At 26.7% G+C, this 18,582-nt stretch carries 22 protein-coding genes; 13 read left to right on the plus strand and 9 right to left on the minus strand.

Annotated elements, in window-relative coordinates; all coding sequences use genetic code 11:
* Both NWE74_RS01580 and NWE74_RS01585 read left to right on the plus strand, forming a co-directional pair.
* Positions 1–474: a cupin domain-containing protein gene (locus tag NWE74_RS01580; RefSeq protein WP_258241486.1), complete on the plus strand. Its 474-nt coding sequence runs from the start codon at positions 1–3 to the stop codon at positions 472–474.
* Positions 475–637: 163 nt separating this feature from the next.
* Entirely contained in the window at positions 638–982 is a 345-nt protein-coding gene (locus tag NWE74_RS01585; RefSeq protein ID WP_258241487.1) for a hypothetical protein, read from the plus strand.
* Positions 983–1,551: 569 nt separating this feature from the next.
* Here the strand turns inward: NWE74_RS01585 and NWE74_RS01590 are convergent.
* The 3 genes from NWE74_RS01590 to NWE74_RS01600 all read right to left on the minus strand — a co-directional run bounded on the left by NWE74_RS01590 (position 1,552) and on the right by NWE74_RS01600 (position 5,986).
* Entirely contained in the window at positions 1,552–1,899 is a 348-nt protein-coding gene (locus tag NWE74_RS01590; protein ID WP_258241488.1) for a PqqD family protein, read from the minus strand.
* Complete coding sequence (locus NWE74_RS01595; protein ID WP_258241489.1) at positions 1,889–3,814, minus strand: OPT family oligopeptide transporter; 1,926 nt, start codon at positions 3,812–3,814, stop codon at positions 1,889–1,891. The genes NWE74_RS01590 and NWE74_RS01595 overlap by 11 nt, the downstream gene beginning before the upstream one ends.
* 243 nt (positions 3,815–4,057) lie before the next feature.
* The gene (locus NWE74_RS01600; RefSeq protein WP_258241490.1) at positions 4,058–5,986 is read right to left on the minus strand and encodes an OPT family oligopeptide transporter; all 1,929 of its coding nucleotides are present in this window, start codon (positions 5,984–5,986) and stop codon (positions 4,058–4,060) included.
* A 483-nt stretch (positions 5,987–6,469) separates the two neighbouring features.
* Here NWE74_RS01600 and NWE74_RS01605 point away from each other — a divergent pair, with 483 nt between their 5' ends.
* From NWE74_RS01605 to NWE74_RS01620, 5 genes are all read left to right on the plus strand, one after another.
* On the plus strand, positions 6,470–7,180 hold the full coding sequence (locus NWE74_RS01605) for a LacI family DNA-binding transcriptional regulator (protein WP_258241491.1): 711 nt from the start codon (positions 6,470–6,472) through the stop codon (positions 7,178–7,180).
* Between the two features lie 36 nt (positions 7,181–7,216).
* Complete coding sequence (locus NWE74_RS19270) at positions 7,217–7,288, plus strand: hypothetical protein (RefSeq protein WP_309137300.1); 72 nt, start codon at positions 7,217–7,219, stop codon at positions 7,286–7,288.
* Between the two features lie 10 nt (positions 7,289–7,298).
* Positions 7,299–7,454 carry a substrate-binding domain-containing protein gene (locus NWE74_RS01610; protein WP_258241492.1) on the plus strand — a complete coding sequence of 52 codons (156 nt, stop codon included), beginning with the start codon at positions 7,299–7,301 and terminating at the stop codon, positions 7,452–7,454.
* A gap of 183 nt (positions 7,455–7,637) precedes the next feature.
* Complete coding sequence (locus tag NWE74_RS01615) at positions 7,638–8,000, plus strand: carbohydrate kinase family protein (RefSeq protein ID WP_258241494.1); 363 nt, start codon at positions 7,638–7,640, stop codon at positions 7,998–8,000.
* A 153-nt stretch (positions 8,001–8,153) separates the two neighbouring features.
* On the plus strand, positions 8,154–8,792 hold the full coding sequence (locus NWE74_RS01620) for a nitroreductase family protein (RefSeq protein WP_258241495.1): 639 nt from the start codon (positions 8,154–8,156) through the stop codon (positions 8,790–8,792).
* Between the two features lie 85 nt (positions 8,793–8,877).
* Here the strand turns inward: NWE74_RS01620 and NWE74_RS01625 are convergent, their stop codons facing one another.
* The 3 genes from NWE74_RS01625 to NWE74_RS01635 form a co-directional block, all read right to left on the minus strand.
* On the minus strand, positions 8,878–9,318 hold the full coding sequence (locus NWE74_RS01625) for a MarR family winged helix-turn-helix transcriptional regulator (RefSeq protein ID WP_258241496.1): 441 nt from the start codon (positions 9,316–9,318) through the stop codon (positions 8,878–8,880).
* A gap of 151 nt (positions 9,319–9,469) precedes the next feature.
* Entirely contained in the window at positions 9,470–9,595 is a 126-nt protein-coding gene (locus tag NWE74_RS01630) for a hypothetical protein (protein ID WP_258241497.1), read from the minus strand.
* Positions 9,596–9,602: 7 nt separating this feature from the next.
* Positions 9,603–9,761, minus strand: a complete 159-nt coding sequence (locus NWE74_RS01635; RefSeq protein ID WP_258241498.1) for a hypothetical protein — start codon at positions 9,759–9,761, stop codon at positions 9,603–9,605.
* A gap of 461 nt (positions 9,762–10,222) precedes the next feature.
* On the opposite strand from NWE74_RS01635, the gene NWE74_RS01640 reads away from it, so the two are divergent.
* Positions 10,223–10,654 (plus strand): hypothetical protein, encoded by a 432-nt coding sequence (locus NWE74_RS01640; RefSeq protein ID WP_258241499.1) that lies wholly within the window; start codon positions 10,223–10,225, stop codon positions 10,652–10,654.
* A gap of 71 nt (positions 10,655–10,725) precedes the next feature.
* Here the strand turns inward: NWE74_RS01640 and NWE74_RS01645 are convergent, their stop codons facing one another.
* The gene (locus NWE74_RS01645; RefSeq protein WP_258241500.1) at positions 10,726–12,075 is read right to left on the minus strand and encodes an MATE family efflux transporter; all 1,350 of its coding nucleotides are present in this window, start codon (positions 12,073–12,075) and stop codon (positions 10,726–10,728) included.
* Positions 12,076–12,285: 210 nt separating this feature from the next.
* On the opposite strand from NWE74_RS01645, the gene NWE74_RS01650 reads away from it, so the two are divergent.
* On the plus strand, positions 12,286–12,546 hold the full coding sequence (locus tag NWE74_RS01650) for an HPr family phosphocarrier protein (RefSeq protein ID WP_258241501.1): 261 nt from the start codon (positions 12,286–12,288) through the stop codon (positions 12,544–12,546).
* Between the two features lie 114 nt (positions 12,547–12,660).
* A complete protein-coding gene (locus NWE74_RS01655; RefSeq protein WP_258241502.1) occupies positions 12,661–13,137 on the plus strand; it encodes a hypothetical protein in 477 nt (158 codons plus the stop codon).
* Positions 13,138–13,224: 87 nt separating this feature from the next.
* On the opposite strand, the gene NWE74_RS01660 is transcribed toward NWE74_RS01655, so the two are convergent.
* On the minus strand, positions 13,225–13,566 hold the full coding sequence (locus NWE74_RS01660; RefSeq protein ID WP_258241503.1) for a hypothetical protein: 342 nt from the start codon (positions 13,564–13,566) through the stop codon (positions 13,225–13,227).
* Positions 13,567–13,721: 155 nt separating this feature from the next.
* Positions 13,722–14,546, minus strand: a complete 825-nt coding sequence (locus tag NWE74_RS01665) for a carbon-nitrogen hydrolase family protein (protein WP_258241504.1) — start codon at positions 14,544–14,546, stop codon at positions 13,722–13,724.
* 323 nt (positions 14,547–14,869) lie between these two features.
* Between NWE74_RS01665 and NWE74_RS01670 the strand changes: the two genes are divergently transcribed.
* From NWE74_RS01670 to NWE74_RS01680, 3 genes are read left to right on the plus strand one after another with little or no spacing between them, the layout of a single operon-like run.
* Complete coding sequence (locus NWE74_RS01670) at positions 14,870–15,718, plus strand: GGDEF domain-containing protein (protein ID WP_258241505.1); 849 nt, start codon at positions 14,870–14,872, stop codon at positions 15,716–15,718.
* The gene (locus tag NWE74_RS01675) at positions 15,708–17,315 is read left to right on the plus strand and encodes a DUF2334 domain-containing protein (RefSeq protein ID WP_258241506.1); all 1,608 of its coding nucleotides are present in this window, start codon (positions 15,708–15,710) and stop codon (positions 17,313–17,315) included. Before NWE74_RS01670 ends, NWE74_RS01675 begins: the two co-directional genes overlap by 11 nt.
* A gap of 2 nt (positions 17,316–17,317) precedes the next feature.
* The gene (locus NWE74_RS01680; RefSeq protein WP_258241507.1) at positions 17,318–18,574 is read left to right on the plus strand and encodes a glycosyltransferase; all 1,257 of its coding nucleotides are present in this window, start codon (positions 17,318–17,320) and stop codon (positions 18,572–18,574) included.
* Positions 18,575–18,582 lie beyond the last annotated feature (8 nt).

An 18,582-nucleotide genomic window follows, 5' to 3' on the forward strand; every position in this document is an offset into this window, starting at 1 on the left:
ATGGATATAAAAAATATAGATAAAAGTTTACTTGAAACATTAGTAAGACAAATAATAGAAGAAAAAATAAATGGAACTAAAGATAGCGTAGATTTTGTAAGAAATAAAGATGTAAGTGGAATAACATCTATAAAATTACCAACTGTAAAGGTTGATGAATCAAATAGATTAGATACAGGAAATTCTAAAGATGTAGTATACACTAAAGATTTATTTACATTAGAAGAAAGCCCAAGATTAGGTTGTGGAATGATGGAAATGAAAGAAACAACATTTGATTGGACTTTAAACTACGATGAAATTGATTACGTAATAGAAGGAACACTAGATATAATAATAGATGGAAGAACAGTTTCTGCTTCAGCTGGTGAATTAATACTTATACCAAAAGGAAGTAGCATACAATTTTCTGTTAAAGATTATGCTAGATTTATATATGTAACATATCCAGCGGATTGGGCATCTCAAGCTTAATTAAAAATGAATAATAACATATTAGAAAATAGTAGTCATTTATGACTACTATTTTTTATTTTATACATAGTTTTTGTATCAAATTAAGTCGAAAACTAATGCATTAATACTAGATATATTAATTTAAAAATATATCTTATGAATTTTATGGCGGCGATAAATTATGTATAGTGAATTTTATGGAAATAATTGCGATAATAATCAATGTAATCATGAAAATAAATGTAAACATAATAATAATGACTCTTGTATAAATGGAATAAGAGCAACATTAAAGGCTATAATAGATTGTGTACACCATTCTAATATACCTGGATTTGGAATAAATATAGAGATAACATTAAATACAGGCTTAGTATACCGTATAGAGATTCATTCTGGTGTATTTGAGCAAGCAAAAATATGCGATACTGTTGTAAATTTTGGAGATTTAACTATATCTATTTGTGACATATCTAAAATAAAAGTTTTAACTAGTGAAACTAGTAATAGGGAATTTATAAGTTGATTAAATAGAAGACTTAATCAAATAATAAGACATCAATCTAATTGTGCACAGGATTATTTAGCAATAGATGCAGACTATGAATGTAAAAGAATAAAAGTAAGAAGGAAAATAAATCATAATCAAAATCAGAATTGTGATTTTGATGAAGTAGAAGATAGAAATAATAGCGGCACTAACCATCACCATTGCAATTATAACCACAATAATGGTTGCGTTGGTAGCCCAAATAATCATTGTAGCTGCAATAACAATAGACCTAATAATCAAAATGATCAAAATAACTGTAAAAAGATATGGAAAAAAGTTTACAATGTAATAAGAATGAAATAGAAAGTATAGGATATAATTGATCTTTAGAAGAATTTAGAGAAGTTTCAACTATAGATTCAGTAGAATTGGTAAATGTCGTAAGAGACGTTAATATAAGTAATGAATCTACTAGATACCTATTTATTCTACATATGAGATAAATCCATTTACTAAAAGATAGATAAGTGTAAAAAATAAGTATTTTAAAATAATAAGTGGGAGGACAAATTAAGTCTCCCACTTTTGTTATATTTTGTATTTTAAATATCTAATTTTTCAATATAGTTACAATTTACATCAATATGATTTAAAAATAATAATAGTCTTTCATAAAGAGGATGAATTTTTTCACCATATTTAGAATCTAAAATTTCACCAATTTCTTTAACGGTGCTTTTTCCATCAATTAATAAAAATACAGCACTTCCGAATTCATCTAATTCAATTTTTTTATATTGTGGAATTTTAAATTTTAACTTTCTAAAAAAGCTTTGTACTTTATGATCTTGTTTTTCTAATATGGTAACAATATTATCGTTACTCACTTCAACACAAATTGTATCTGACACTTTAAAAATTATACCTAAAACATCTTCATTATTTTTCATTTTGTCTTACTTTAGTTGAAATTATTGGTAAAGTTGTAGCTATAACTAAAAGTATTAATATAACAAATGCCATCATATTACTTGCAGCAAATCCTGAAGGAGTATTTGGCTTAACAATACCTGAAACTTGTAATATTATACCTATTAGACCTATTATAGATCCACCAGCAACAAGACCAGAAGATAAACTTATACCATTAGCAACTCTAGCTTCTTTTTCAGAGTCATTTTTAGACATTTTTTCAACGAATACTCTTATTAAAGCACCAACTAATATTATAGAAGTAGTTGATATAGGTAAGTAGAAACCAATAGCTATAGTCATTATTGGTAAGTTTAAGAAGAATAAAACTAAAGCCATAAACACACCAACAATTATCATAACCCAAGGTAAGTTACCAGACATTATACCAGAAGTTAATGTTGACATTAAGTTTGCTTGAGGAAGTGCAAATGGAGCATCACTACCAGTTATAGCTAATTGTCCAGAAAGTAATAATATTGTTCCTGTAACAACCACAACTCCAACAATACCTGCTATAGTAAAGTAGTTTTGCATTTCACGTTTACTACCACCTATTATGTAAGTAACTTTTTGAGATTGAGTATAACCACCAGCGATAGATATAGCAACAACCATGAAAGCAGCAAATAAAAGTAAAGACTTATTATCTTCTGGAGTTTTCCATCCCATTACAACGAATACTAATGTTAATATAACTAAAGAAGCTATTGTCATACCAGAAACTGGAAGGTTAGAAGTCCCTATAGTACCAGTTAAACGTCCAGCAACTATAACGAATAATAACGCTAATATTAAAGAAACTATAGCTCCTACGATAGCCATTGTAATGCTACCAGATATTAAGAATGCAGCTACAAATCCTATAACTACACCACCTAGTAGGATTAACATTTCTCCAGAAGAGCTTTCTGCACTACCATCATTATTAGACTTAGCATTAAGAGTTTCTTTTATAGAAATGATTATAGTAGGTATAAGTTTAAGAGCACCTATTATACCACCACAAAGCATCATACCAGCACCTATGTACTTAACGTAGCTACCAGAGATAGCGTTTACATCCATTTGACTAATAGACATTGATGCATCATTCCATACTGCAGCATTGCTTCCAGCCATATCAGTAAAGTAACCTATTAATGGAGCTATACCAAAGTTTGATAATATAGAGCCAGCAAACATTGTTAACGATACTTCAAGACCAACGATAAATCCTATACCTAAAAGTAGAGGGTTAACTTCTGTTGAGAATTTCCATTTGTAGAATTTACTTCCTACAAAAGTCATAGTATTGTTTACTACGTTTAAGAATGAACCAGTTAAAACGTTTATAATACCACTTATACCAAAACCGATTCCCATGTATTTTATAGCATCTCCGCCACCATCAGAAGCAACAAGTGTTTCTGAAATAGCCATAGATTCTGGATACATAAGTTTACCGTGTTCTTCTACTATTAAGTAGTTATAAACTAACGATGAACATCCAACACCGAATAAAACTCCACCAACACCAACTAACAGACCTTCAAAGAATGTTATTTGGCTACCGATTAATATAATTGCAGGTAAAACATAAATCATACCACTAGCGATAGATTCTCCACCACTTGACATACCTTGTAATATGTTTTTGCCTAGAATACCCTTTTCACGAGCGAAAACACCCACAAGCATAGAACCGATTATAGCACCAGGTATACCTGCTGCAACAGTAAGTCCTGACTTCATACCTGAATAAGCAGTAGAAGCAGCGAAAATTGTAGATAAAACGATACCTATTATTAAAATAGCAACGTTTCCACCCTTATTAGACTTATCAGTGATATATGGTACATAGTCTTTACCAGATACACCACCATAAGCCTCCTTAGGTAATTTTTTCTTCATTAGAAATTCCTCCTTGTATTAAATTGTTACTAGATTATACCATAAAACTCGACAATAAAAAATACAAAATTACAAAGTAAAATATTTTTTACATAAAATGTTTAACTTGATATTTAAAAAACAACAAAAAAATATAAAAATACTGATTATATACTAATAAATACAACTTAATAATAAACAAAAATAAAGGAACTATAAAATATAGTTCCTTTATTTTTGTTTATTAATTAAAATATATATTATTTATCTTTGATTTCCTTTTGGTTTTGATGAAATAATAGGTATTGTAGTTGCTACAACCAATACAGCTAAAATAATAAGAGCCATAGCATTAGTTGATGCAAATCCAGTTGGGATATTTGGTTTAATTATTCCTGAAACTTGTAATATGATACCTATTAGACCTATTATAGATCCACCAGCAACAAGACCAGAAGATAAACTTATACCATTAGCAACTCTAGTTTCTTTTTCTGCTTCACTTTTAGACATTTTCTCAACAAATACTCTTATTAATGCACCAACTAATATTATAGAAGTAGTTGATATCGGTAAGTAGAAACCTATAGCTACAGTCATTATTGGTAAATTTAAGAAAAATAAAACTAAAGCTATAAATATACCAACAATTATCATAACCCAAGGTAAGTTACCAGACATAATACCAGAAGTTAATGTTGACATTAAGTTTGCTTGAGGAAGAGCAAATGGAGCATCACTGCCAGTTATAGCTAATTGACTAGAAAGTAAAAGTATTGTACCAGTAACAACAACAACACCTACAATACCTGCTATAGTAAAGTAATTTTGCATTTCACGTTTACTACCACCTATAATATAAGCAACCTTTTGAGATTGAGTATAACCACCAGCTATGGATATAGCAACAACCATAAAAGCAGCAAATAAAAGTAAAGATTTATTGTCAGCTTGCCCTTTCCATCCCATTATAACGAATACTAATGTTAGTATAACTAAAGAAGCTATTGTCATACCAGAAACTGGTAGATTAGAAGTACCTATAGTACCAGTTAAACGTCCAGCAACTATAACGAATAATAGTGATAATATAAGAGATACTATACCACCAACAATAGCCATAGTTATACTTTGTGATACTAAAAATGCACCTACAAATCCAATAACTATGCCACCTAATAAAATTAACATTTCACTAGACGATCCCTCTGAGTTACCGTCTTTGCTAGACTTAGCTTTAAGAGTTTCTTTAATAGAAACAACTATAGTAGGTATAAGCTTAAGGGCACCTATTATACCACCACAAAGCATCATACCAGCACCAATGTATTTAACATAACTACCGGAAATAGAATTAACATCCATTTGATTGATAGCAATAGCTGGATCATTCCAAACAACAGCGCCATTTGCGGCCATATCAGTAAAGTAACCTATTAATGGTGCTACACCAAAGTTAGATAATATGGAACCTGCAAACATAGTTAAAGATACCTCAAGACCTACTATAAAACCGATACCTAAAAGTAAAGGATTAACTTCTGTTGAGAATTTCCATTTATAAAATCTACTTCCTATAAATGTCATAGTATTATTTAATACATTTAAGAAAGAACTTGTTAATACATTTATAATTCCGCTTATAGCAAAACCAATACCCATAAATTTTATAGCATCTCCGCCACCATCAGAAGCAACAAGTGTTTCTGAAATAGCCATAGATTCTGGATACATAAGCTTACCATGCTCTTCAACAATTAAATAGTTGTAAACTAAAGAACAGCACCCTATACCAAATAAAACTCCACCAACACCTATAACTACACCTTCGAAAAATGTAATTTGGCTACCGATTAAAATTATTGCAGGTAATACATAAATCATACCACTTGCAATGGATTCTCCACCACTTGACATACCTTGTAATATATTTTTACCCAGTATACCTTTTTCTTTGGCAAATACTCCGACAAACATAGAACCAATTATAGCCCCTGGAATACCAGCTGCAACAGTAAGTCCGGATTTCATACCAGAATAAGCGGTAGAAGCAGCAAATATTGTTGCAAGGAAAATACCTATAATCAATACAGCTACGTTTGCACCTTTGTGAGACTTATCAGTGATATATGGTACATAATCTTTACCGGATACACCACCATAAGCTTCTTTAGGCAACTTTTTGTCACTCATATAAATGCCTCCTTTATTTACTTTTAATGATTAAAAACAAAATAAAATATTGAAATAATATCTTCTATAAAATAGTAAAATAATTATTACAACACTTTTAGTATTTCTATAAATTTCAAATAATATTTATTAAATTTAGTTTTAAGTAATATAATATAAAAACTGCATTATTAGGAGATGAGATTATGTCCCTTGATTTATATGATTTTTTTGTAGCAAGCATCTCTACAGTGATGTTAACAACATCACCCCTAATGATAAAGTTAACTTTTGACGACCTAGTAAATATAGTAAAACACTATATTTAACTGTAAAAAATTATTTTAACAAATAAAAATGAACACAAGAAAAAAGGAGATATATAAAAATATCTCCTTTTTAAGTTTCGAAAGTATGATAGTTAGTCAAATATAAAAATACACCCTTAACAATACGATAAATTTATAATAAAATATCAATAGATAAAGTAATTAGGAGGATATAATGAACATAAGTAAAATCGCAGAGCTAGCAGGTGTTTCAAGAACAACTGTATCTAGATTTTTAAATGATGGATATGTAAGTGAAGCTAATAGATTAAAAATACAAAAAATTATAGATGAAACAGGATATGTACCATCTTCATATGCACAGACATTAAGAACTAAGAAAACTAATTTAATAGGAGTAATTCTTCCGAAGATAAGCTCAGAGACTATAAGTAGAGTTGTAGATGGTATAAGTAGTGAAATAGGAAAACATGGATATAATGTACTTTTAGGCAACACTGACTTAGATATAGAAAAAGAAATAGAATACTTAAATATATTTAAAAACAATGAAGTTTATGGGATTATATTTGTTGCAACTGTAATAACGAAAAATCATTTAGAGATAATGAAAAAAATAAAAAGACCTATAGTTATAGTAGGTCAAAGTGTAGAAAATTACTTATGCATATATCATGATGATTTTGGAGCAGCATACAGTGCAGTTACATACCTTATAAAAAATAATAAAAAAAATATAGGATATATAGGAGTAAGTGAAAAAGATATAGCTGTTGGTAAAGAAAGAAAAAATGGCTACTTAAAAGCATTAAAAAATTATAATTATGAAGTAGAAAAAGAGCGAATTCAAATAGGTGAGTTTTCAAAAAAATCAGGATATGAAGGGTGTAAAGTATTAATTCAAAATAATAAGCATCTAGATTAAATATTCTGTGCAACTGATAGTATAGCAATAGGAGCTATGGAGTATCTTAAAGAAAATAATATTAATATACCAAAAGATATAGCCATGATATCAATAGGGGGACTCTAGAGTATCTAAAGTGGTTAGCCCAAAACTTACAACTATACATTATCATTATAAAACTAGCGGAATAGAAGCAGCAAAATTAATTATAAGTAAATTACAAAATAAAGATAAAGAAATAAAGAACATAAAATTAGGATATAAATTAAAAGAAAGAGAAAGTATACAGTAAATTAGTATACTTTTTTTATGACTAATCAAATTATATAAATAATAAACAAAATAGAAATAATATAACTAAAATAAATTTTATGAAAATGTTTACAAAGAATAAAACCTATTATATAATAAATGCGACATAAGGAATCGATACCATATATAATCGATTACATAAATATTGAAAGGAGATTGAGAGTTGGACTATAAAAAAATAGCTCAAGAAGTTTTATTTAGAGGAAATGTATCTATGGTTTTATTCACAAAAGGAAGCAAATGTGTTACAGCTTATACTAAAAATAACTTTGTTACTATAAATGGAAACAAAGTAAATGCTATAGATATAACAGGAGCAGGAGATTCTTTTATAGGTGCATTTTTATATAAACTATTAAAAGACAATGTAGATGTCAACTCTTTAAGTGAACTGGAATTTCAGACTATTAAAGATTATTTAATATTTGCAAATTATTATGCTGCTTATAGCACAACTAAAAAAGGGGCTATAAGTTCATATGCTACAATAGATGAAATAAATCTGTTTATAAATGAAAATAAATGATAAAATAAAAGTACTTCTTAAAATTTCAAGAAGTACTTTTATTTTATAAAATTTGACAAGATAATGTTCTGAATAAAATAGTTTGACATAAAACTATTTTTTTAATATAATTAGTTTGAAGACAAACTAATTTAACAAAAGGAGAATTACATAATGGCAAATTTAGATTTCATATACAACCGTAAAAGTGTAAGACAATTCAAAGATACTAAAATACCAAAAGAGGATATAGTTGAATTATTAAATGCAGCAACTTATGCACCATCTCCAAAACATCAGCAAAACTGGCACTTTGTTGTACTTCAAAACAAAGATATAATAAATGAAATGGCAGATATAGTAGCTAAAAGCCATGAAAAAATAGGACAACTTGCAAAAGATGAAAAAGATTTCAAAAGACATATGAGTGTAATAAACTATTATACATGCTTTAAAGATGCTCCAGTAGTAGTTTTAGTGTATTCTTGTGAATATAAAATGATAGAGTACAAAATATTAAAGCAAAACAATGCACCTCAAGAAGTGCTTGATGTTTTAGTGTCACCTCAATCTGCTGCACAAGGAATAGGATCAGCTGTTGAAAACTTCTTATTAGCAGCAACTGAGATGGGGTATGGAACTTGTTATATGACAGGACCTACTCATGCTAAGACAGAAATAGAAAAACTAATAGGATTTGAAAAAGAAGGTTATGAGTTAATGTCTATGATATCATTAGGTGTAGCACAAGATAACACTCCAGCTCAACCACCTCGTAAACCATTAGAAGATGTTGTAACGTTTATAGACTAATTAATAATTAAAACTTTAAATATACAATAAAAAGCTATCTAAAATAATAGATAGCTTTTTTATTTTTTATAAAAATTTAAATAGATTAGTTGTTTGCATTTTTAAAGTTAGTACTAAGTTTTCTTAAAAGTCTAAGAAATTCTTTTTTTTCTTCATCTGTAAAATTACTATATGCAGTTTCTTTAACTTGAGAAGAAATAAAGTTAAAAGTATCTTCGATTTCTCTAGCTTTATTTGTTAAAACGATATATGTTACTCTCTTGTCTTTTTCGCATTTTTGTTTTTTAACATATCCTAAATCTGTAAGCTTATTTACTAAAGAAGTAACTGTAGATTTGTCTTTTCCAATTTTTTTTGCTATTTCTTTCATAGTTAAGCTTTTTTCACTTTCATAAAGAGCAGTTAATATATTACCGTGCGTAGGTATCAAATCATTTAACTTATTTTCTTTTAATTTATTTTCTATAAATTTTATCATACTAGCCTTAGTTCTACTAATAAAATAAATAATATACTTATCGTTCATATTAATCCTCCAGTGTAGATGAAGTAAATAATTACTGTTTCTATAATAACATATTTATTATAAATTTTCTTTATCAAGAATAATTAAAAAGAAGTATATTAAAATGTATTTAACATTAAAATATACTTCTTCTTTATTATATCATTAAATTTTATTTTATTATATTAAAATTTGAAGTTAAATTTATATTAGCTTTTCTTCTTATTATTTCATCTTGAGATTTAACTTTTTCTAACAATTCAACTCCATCAAGAACAACTATTTCTTTTTCTTTCATTAACCATTTACTTTAGTGTTCTTCCTTTGTGTATTAATGATGTTAAGTACATATCTCTCATCATATCCATTCTATTATTTGAAGGTGCACTATCTGTACCTATAGATACAGGTATTACTTTATCAAGCATCTCTGGTATTGAAGTAAACCCTAAAACAACCTTCATTGCAGCTGCAGGGTTATGAGATACTTTACCATAGTTGATTTAGCAAGGCAGGCTCTTATACCTGTTTTATCAACTGCTTCAACCATAGCATCAACATATTGACCACCTTACTCTAAGAACGTAGTTACCCCAGATCTTATTAATTCTACACAACATGCAGTAGATGAAACTAAAGAGTATTCATAGTCAAAACTACTTTCATAAGGCCAAACTCTGTCTCTAAGCCAAGTTAATAAATTGACAATATTAGATTTACCATTTGAAGGGGTTGTTACAACTGCATTAGAAAGACAAACAGCATTTACTAAGATTATGGAAGTTGCATTAGAATTAGCATAATAAAAAAACGATTTGAAATATATTATTTCAAATCGTTTTTTTATGTGATGATTTTATATTAAGTAAATATATATATTACTTATTGTAAATACTAAATTTGAATACATATTTAGGAGGTATTTATGGGAAAATATACATTAGATTATTTTTCTAAATATTACTTTTATGAAGAAGATGAGTTTTTAGAAAAAATAGAGGATGCTAAGCTTATACTTGAAAAGTTAAAAGAAAGTAATAGATTTGACTACAATGGTCATTCATTTAAATATACTAAATTCAATAATATATCAATGAGTGAAACTGAAAGAAATGTAGAGTTATATATTCATCAAAATGATATAAATATTATCATGGATGGAGAATTAAAACATTTAGATTTAATATATAAGTTTGACACTAAACATTTAGAAGATCATGTAAGGGTAGCAACTAGAATAAGTGAAAAAACTGATGATATATCTTGCTTATTATATATAGATTATAATCAAGCAGAAGCATTTTTAGCAGACCTTGAAAATGTTAAAAAGGAACAAGTGAATAATATGAATAAATAGAAAAAGACTATTTTTAATCTAAATTTAGATTGAAAATAGTCTTTTTCTATTTGTGCTATGTTACTAAATGATTATATAGAACTATACTCAGGAAGATGAGACATATCATTCATTTTCTTTAAGTAATCTATTATTAAAGGAATTGATGCAGCTAGCCAAGCCATAGGACCTGCTAAGCAAATTCCTGCATATCCAATTAAACTAGGTAATGTAAATGAAACTATAGTTCTTGCTAATAATTCTCCGACACCAGCCATCATAGGCATAAAAGTGTGTCCCATACCTTGCAAAGCATTTCTATATATAAATATTAAACTAAGTGGTATAAAGAAGAATGCAACAATAAATAAATACTGCTTAGCATAAGAGATAACATTTGGATCAGAACCTGATACAAACAGTTTTATAAAATGTTCACCGAAGAAAATTAGCATAACTCCACCTACTAAGCCTATTATAATATTAATTATAGTACATTTTTTTACACCTTCCCTTATACGATCAATATTGCCGGAACCTAGGTTTTGAGCGCAATAAGTAGCCATAGTAACACCGAATGTAACACTTGGTTGCATAGCAAGTTGTTCAACTTTAGAAGCAGCTGTATGAGCAGCGACCACTATTGAACCAAAAGCATTAACTGCGCTTTGTAAAATAACAGCTCCAACTGCCGTTATAGAAAATTGTAAAGCCATAGGAATTGCTATTTTTAGATGTTGACTAATGTACTCAGCTTCAACTTTAAAATGTTTTTTTTCTAACTTTAATATAGGTAATTTTTTTGATATATAAATAAAACATAATAAACCTGATACTCCTTGCGATATTACAGTGGCATAAGCTGCACCTGCAACACCCATTGAAAAATTAACGATAAATACTAAATCTAGTGCTATATTTAATAAAGAAGCCACAATTAAGAAGTACAAAGGTGTTTTACTATCACCTAAAGCACGTAATATGCTTGAAATCATATTATAGAAAAATGTAGCGAAGGTTCCAGCGAAGATTACGAAAATATAAGAATAAGCACTTTCGATAATGTCATCTGGAGTATTCATTATGTGAAGCAGTGGTTTTGCTGCAAATAAACTTATAATAGTTATTATAATTGCCATCATAATAGATAATAAAGTAGCACTAGCTACTGCTTTTTTTAATCCTTCATCATCATTAGCTCCAAATCTTTGAGATACTAAAACAGAAAAGCCTGAAGTTAATCCTAAAACAAATCCTATGATTAAAAATGTTAAAGATCCAGTTGAACCAACGGCTGCAAGTGCTTTTACACCTAAAAATCTCCCAACTATTATGGTATCAACCATACTATAAAACTGTTGAAATATGTTCCCGATTAGAAGTGGAATTGAAAAATACAAAATCAGTTTGACTGGATTACCATGAGTCATATCTTTGGTCATGAAAGTCCCCCTTTTTTATTTGAAATTTATAGCTATTTTAATAGAATAGCATTGTTTATAACTGTATACAACAATTTATGAAAAATATAATAAAAATGTACATTTAAAAAATACAATAAAAAAGTAATATAAAAAATATAATAAATTCATTGACTATAAAAACGTTTTCAGATATTGTATAATTATAATAGTCTTAAGGAGATGTTGAGTATGGTTAAACAAGAAGTAACAATAGTTAATGAATCTGGATTACACGCTAGACCTGCTACTATGCTTATAAGAAAAGCTTCAAAATATAAATCAAATATAACAATAATAAAAGGAAGTGCTCAAGTAAGTGCAAAGAGTATACTAGGATTATTTAGTCTAGGTGTGTGTAAAGGGGAAACTATAATAATTCAAGCAGAAGGTGAAGACGAGCAATTAGCAGTAAATGAATTAGCTAAGTATATAAGTGAACTTAATGAATAATAAAAACTATAGTCTTGTAAGACTATAGTTTTTATTATTTAAATAAGTTATTAATATATTTTATAATATATAGTAAAATATATTAATAATTAGAAATAAGAAAGAGGTAATAAATTGGATAATCAAATACTAGATATAAATAAAGACATTAAAAGATGCGAAGATGTATTAATAGAAAATAGTTATCTAGAAATAGTTATAGCACTAGAAGAGTTAATTGATAAGTATAAAGATAAAATTAATACAATTTCTACAGAGAATAATAAAGTCTGGTCATATACTAAAAATGACTTAATAGATTTAAAAGAAAATATAATTAAGTATAAAGAAGAAGTTTTAGAAAATTATAATAAAGAAATATCTATAAATACATTTAATGATGCTAGAGACAATATACGAAATAATAGTAAAATATTAAAAGAAAAGAAATATGAGTTAATAAATATTATAGATGAGTTAGAAAAGATAAATAACAAAAATATTGATGATGAAGATAAATGGAATGAATTAAAAAAATATCTTATATATACAACTGATGAAAAATCATATGTATCAAAATATATAATATCATTGATCAATTTCATATTATAATATTTATTGCATTTTAATAAATACATATAAAGCCTAGAAATAAATTATTAATTTTAAAATTTATTTCTAGGCTTTTTTATTTAAATATTACTTTTCTAATTCTAAGTATCCACTTGGATGGAATGCATATATATGAGATGTATTTTCATCAACAAAGTATCCTATATCTGTTTCTACATCAGGTAAAAATACAAATCCTTTTAATCCTTTTTCTTGTAAGTATTTAAAATCGTTATGAGTTCCTTGGTATATGTAATCTACTTTATTATTAAAGTCTATTAAAAGTTTTTTAGCATCATTTTGAGTTAAGTTTATTGCTTGTTCTATTTTTTTAGTATTTTTTTCTTGTGCAAATACTACTTTTTCTAGAGGTGTTATAAAAGCTAATCCTCCGATTAGTATTGATAATATTAAAGCTGTCTTTTTCATAGTAATAACCTCACTTTTCTTAGATAATATGTATATTTATAATTGCATTTTATTTATTATTTCTATACTTAAATATTATCATAGAAAAGAACAATATAGTAGTTACGTACTTGTTACTTTAGGTTACGAAAATGTTACATATTAACTGTTTAATTTTAAGTATTTTGGTTATATAAATCTAGCCTTCTGTGACTAAGAAGAGGAAGTTCATTTCTTATTTTATCAACATAAGAAAAATCTAATTTGCATATAAAATACCCTTCTTTTTCATCCATTCTATTTATAATTTCTCCCCACGGTGATACAGCTATAGAGTTACCATATGAAATATATGAAGCGGAGCAATCACGACTACTAGAACATCCTATAGTATATACTTGATTATCGATAGCTCTTGACTTAAATAAAATTTCCCAATGAGCAGGTCCTGTAGTTAGATTAAATGAGGCTGGAACTATTATAGCCTTAGCACCATTGTTAACCATCATACGAGAAAGTTCTGGGAATCTAAAATCATAGCAAATAGCAAGACCGAATGTAGCAAATTCAGTATTAAATGTAGTAACATTATTTCCTGCATTTAGAGTGTCTGATTCTTTAAAGTATTGGCCACCTTCAATTTGTACATCAAACAAATGAACTTTTCTATGTTTTGCTATTTGTTTACCTTTTCTATCAAATACATAAGAGGTATTATATATATTACCATTAAAATCTTTTTCAGGAATAGATCCTCCAACTATATATACTTTATGTTTTTTGGCAAGACCAGAAAGGTAATTGTATGTATCACCATTTTCAGGTTCAGCATAAATTGGAAAATTAGATGTACTATAAGGACAATTAAACATTTCTGGAAGAATGACCATATCAATTTTTTGTTCACATGCTTTATTTATAAATTTAGTAGCAGTTTTTAAGTTAGTAAGTTTGTCTTCAGTAGTGTTCATTTGAATCACAGCTAAATACATAGGTCTCATAGTAGTTAACCTCCTAAAAATTTTCGAATATAAAAAATAATAAACAGAGAACTATCATAATAGTAGCTCAATAATATAATAACTGCATTATGTAAAAATAAATTAATTAATGTAATTTTAATAATTTATTTTTAAATATGTATGTATAATGGTATTAATTAGAATAAGCAAATATAAATATTCACAACATAATTCTAATCGATAAAAAATATAAAATTAAATGACGTTCGCAAGTTTTGACAAAAAAACGACAGATATGTTATGTTTTAAGCGTTCTTCATTATTTGGTGGTCAAAATTGATATAATAGTTGAGGTGAAATGAATGGATAAAAACTCGAGAAAAATTGATGCGTATGTGTTAGGACTAATGCTAGAGCTATTTATTATTGTAATAATCTTTATGCTACATATAAGTGAATCTAGAAATATTTTGGATTTTATAATGTTATGTATAACTTTTTTTACTGTTATTATAACTTATACTGGAGGGTTAATAGTAGGTCTTATATTAAGTTCAATAGCTACATTTATATATGGAAGTTATATATTTTATAACAATTTAATTAAAAATGTAGATATTCAAACTATATCCTATATATGGATGATATCAATACCTATAGTAACTTTTACAGCAGGTAAATTGCAACGTCATATAGTTAAACTTCAAGAAATAAATATGAATTTAAGAGAAAGTTATAAAGATTTAGTGACAATAGATGAGCAAACTGGACTTGGAAATATAAAATTATTTTATATGCACTTAGATAGAGAGATTAGTAAGTCTAGACGACATAAAACTCCATGCACATTAATGTTAATAAAGCTTCCATATTATAAAGAAATTAAAAAAATAGTTGGAGAAAATAGAGCTAATAAATTAATTAAAGAAATAAGTGATGTTATTATAAAATCTACTAGAAGCGAAGATGAAAGATATACTATAGAAAATGATACATTAGCAATAATAATGCCAACTACAGATATAAGTGGAGCTCAAGTTGTAAAAGATAGAATCAAATCAGGAATAGACAATTTAAATTTAAAGTTAAATGAAGAAAAAAAATATGTGAATATAGATACAAAAATAGCTATACTTCAGTATAAAGAAGAAATAAACACATCTATGGAATTTAAATATCTTACAGAAGAGGAACTACAATATGATGTATAAGAAATTTTATGTAAGTATATTTATAATAGCAGTATTTCTTTTTAATGTACCTTATTTTACATATGCAAACACAAATAAAAAATCCTTAATAGTATATGAAAATGAAAAAACTTTTTCAAGTAATGAAAATAAAGTAAATCATTTGAAAGAACTTTTATATGTATTTAATGAAGGCGTTGAAAAAATAAACTTAGAAGATTATAAAAAAGAATATATAAATAATTTTGATTCTGTTTTTGTTATAAATATAAAAAATGACATATCAAATGAAGATTTTTTATATGATATATCTATTTATGATAAAAATATATATTGGATAGGAAATAAAATAGAAAACATACTAGAACAAAATAAAAAGTACTCTATATCCTATAAAGGAAAAATTGAAAACATAAATGCTATATTTTACAAAAATAAAAAAATGATATTACAATCTAAAAATGAATTTAACATATTGAGTACATCTAAAGGTACTGAAATACTTTCAACTATGGGGGATGGTTACAATGAATATCCTTATATAATAAGAGAAAAAAACTTGTATTATATATCACAATATAATTTAGGCGAAAATTTTGTATTTGAAGATTCTTTGAATGATTTTTTTGAAGTTAAAAATAATAAAAATAATGAGATCTTTATAAAAATAAATAATGTTAATCCAAATACAGATATAAAAGCGCTAAGTGAAATAAGTAACTATTTGTATTCACAGTCAGTTCCATTTTTAATTTCACTGACTCCAACTTATACAAATAGCAAAAATAAAAATACAGAGGGTTTAAATTTAGAATTTATAGAAGTATTACAGAAAATACAAGAACAAGGTGGAGTAGTAGTCTTAAATGGATATTCAAAATATAAAGAGGACAAACAAAATAATGAATATGAATTTTGGGATATAAAAAGTGATAGTCCAATAACTAATGATATTAAATCCTATATAAAAGATAGAGTTTTACGTGGATTAAGAATATGTATAGAAAATAATATATATCCGCTAGCATTTGAAGCGCCTAGTGGTGCAATGGATAACAAAGGATATATAGAAATAAAAAAATATTTTTCTACATTTATAGGATACTTCCAAAATAATAATGATAATTATTTTATAAGCTCTTTTCCTTACAAGATAAATAAAAGTGATTTGTTCAACACTTTTTTACCTGAAAATTTAGGTATTTTAAATAGTGAAGATGAATTTTCTACAGAAAGGGTAAAAGAAAATTTAGATAAATTATCTGTAGTTAGAGGATACAGCGCAGGTTTATCAATTTCACCTAATGTAAAAATTAATAATTTAGATGAAATAATACAATATATAAAAGATAATAATATAGAATTTATAGATTTAAGATTTAAGAGTAATTATGTGAAAATAGAAGATATAAGTATAAAGTCTAAAAATGGAAATATATATTTAAATTATGATAAGTCAAAGTCTATTTCTAAAGAAAGTAAGAAATCAAACTTTGAAATTACAATAAAAAACATAAATGATATGATAATAGGATTTGTGTCTTTTGTGTTAGTAATATTTTTCATAATTTTTATAGTGTTTAGAAAAATCAACACTAATAAATTTACAAGGAGATAAAAATGGAAAATTTAAAAATAGTGGATTATTTTTTCCTATTTTCTTTAGTTTCAATATGGGCTATATTGCTTATAAATATAATCTTAGCTATAGGCGGATATGTATATTATTTAAAAAATTTAAATTTTAAAGATGAAAAGTTAGAATATTACCCATTTGTGTCTATATTAGTACCAGCACATAATGAAGGAAAAGTTATAGGAAAAACTGTAGAGTCTCTTCTATTACTTGACTATCCTATCGATAAAATGGAGCTTATAGTTATAAATGATAATTCCTCGGATGATTCAAAAGACATCTTACAAAGTATTAAAATTAGATATCCCAAATATAATTTTACAATAATAAATACAGATAATATAACTGGAGGAAAAGGAAAATCTAATGCTTTAAATATTGGATACCAATCAGCTAAAGGAGAATTTATTGCAATATATGATGCAGATAATACTCCTCAAAAAACAGCTTTAAGATATCTTATACAAACAATAGTAAGAGATGATAGCTTAGGAGCAGTAATAGGAAAGTTTAGAACTAGAAATAAGTATAAAAATATATTAACTAAATTTATAAATATAGAAACTCTTAGTTTTCAATGGATTGCTCAGGCTGGAAGAAGACAGATTTTAGGCCTTTGCACAATACCCGGAACTAATTTTGTACTTAGAAGAACGACAATTGAAAAATTAGGGGGATGGGATACAAAAGCCATTGCAGAAGATACCGAGATAAGTTTTAGAATTTATAAAATAGGACAGAGAATAACATATATTCCGCAATCAGTTACTTGGGAGCAAGAACCTGAAACAATAAATGTTTGGATAAAACAAAGAACAAGATGGGTTAAGGGAAATATATATGTACTAGTAAAATATATAACAAATATATTTAAGGGAAAACAAAATAGAGTTTTATTTGATATTTTATATTTTTTCTCAGTATATTTTTTATTTTTAACATCAGTAGTAATATCAGATATAATATTTGTTTTAAGCTTATTTAATATAGTTGAAATAAACATACCATTTAACTTTTTAGTTATTTGGATATTATCTTATATTTTATTCATACTACAAGTAAGCATTACATTAAGTATGGAAAAAGGAGAAGGTGATTTACAGAATATATTACTTGTTGCACTTATGTATTTTACGTATTCTCAAATGTGGTTAATTGTGGCACTAAAAGGAATGTTTGGGTATTTTTCAGATGCAATACATAAAAGAGAAGCAAAATGGTATAAAACAGAACGATTTTAGGGAGAAGA

The organism is Romboutsia lituseburensis (genome assembly GCF_024723825.1).
Taxonomy (GTDB): Bacteria; Bacillota; Clostridia; order Peptostreptococcales; family Peptostreptococcaceae; genus Romboutsia_F; species Romboutsia_F lituseburensis_A.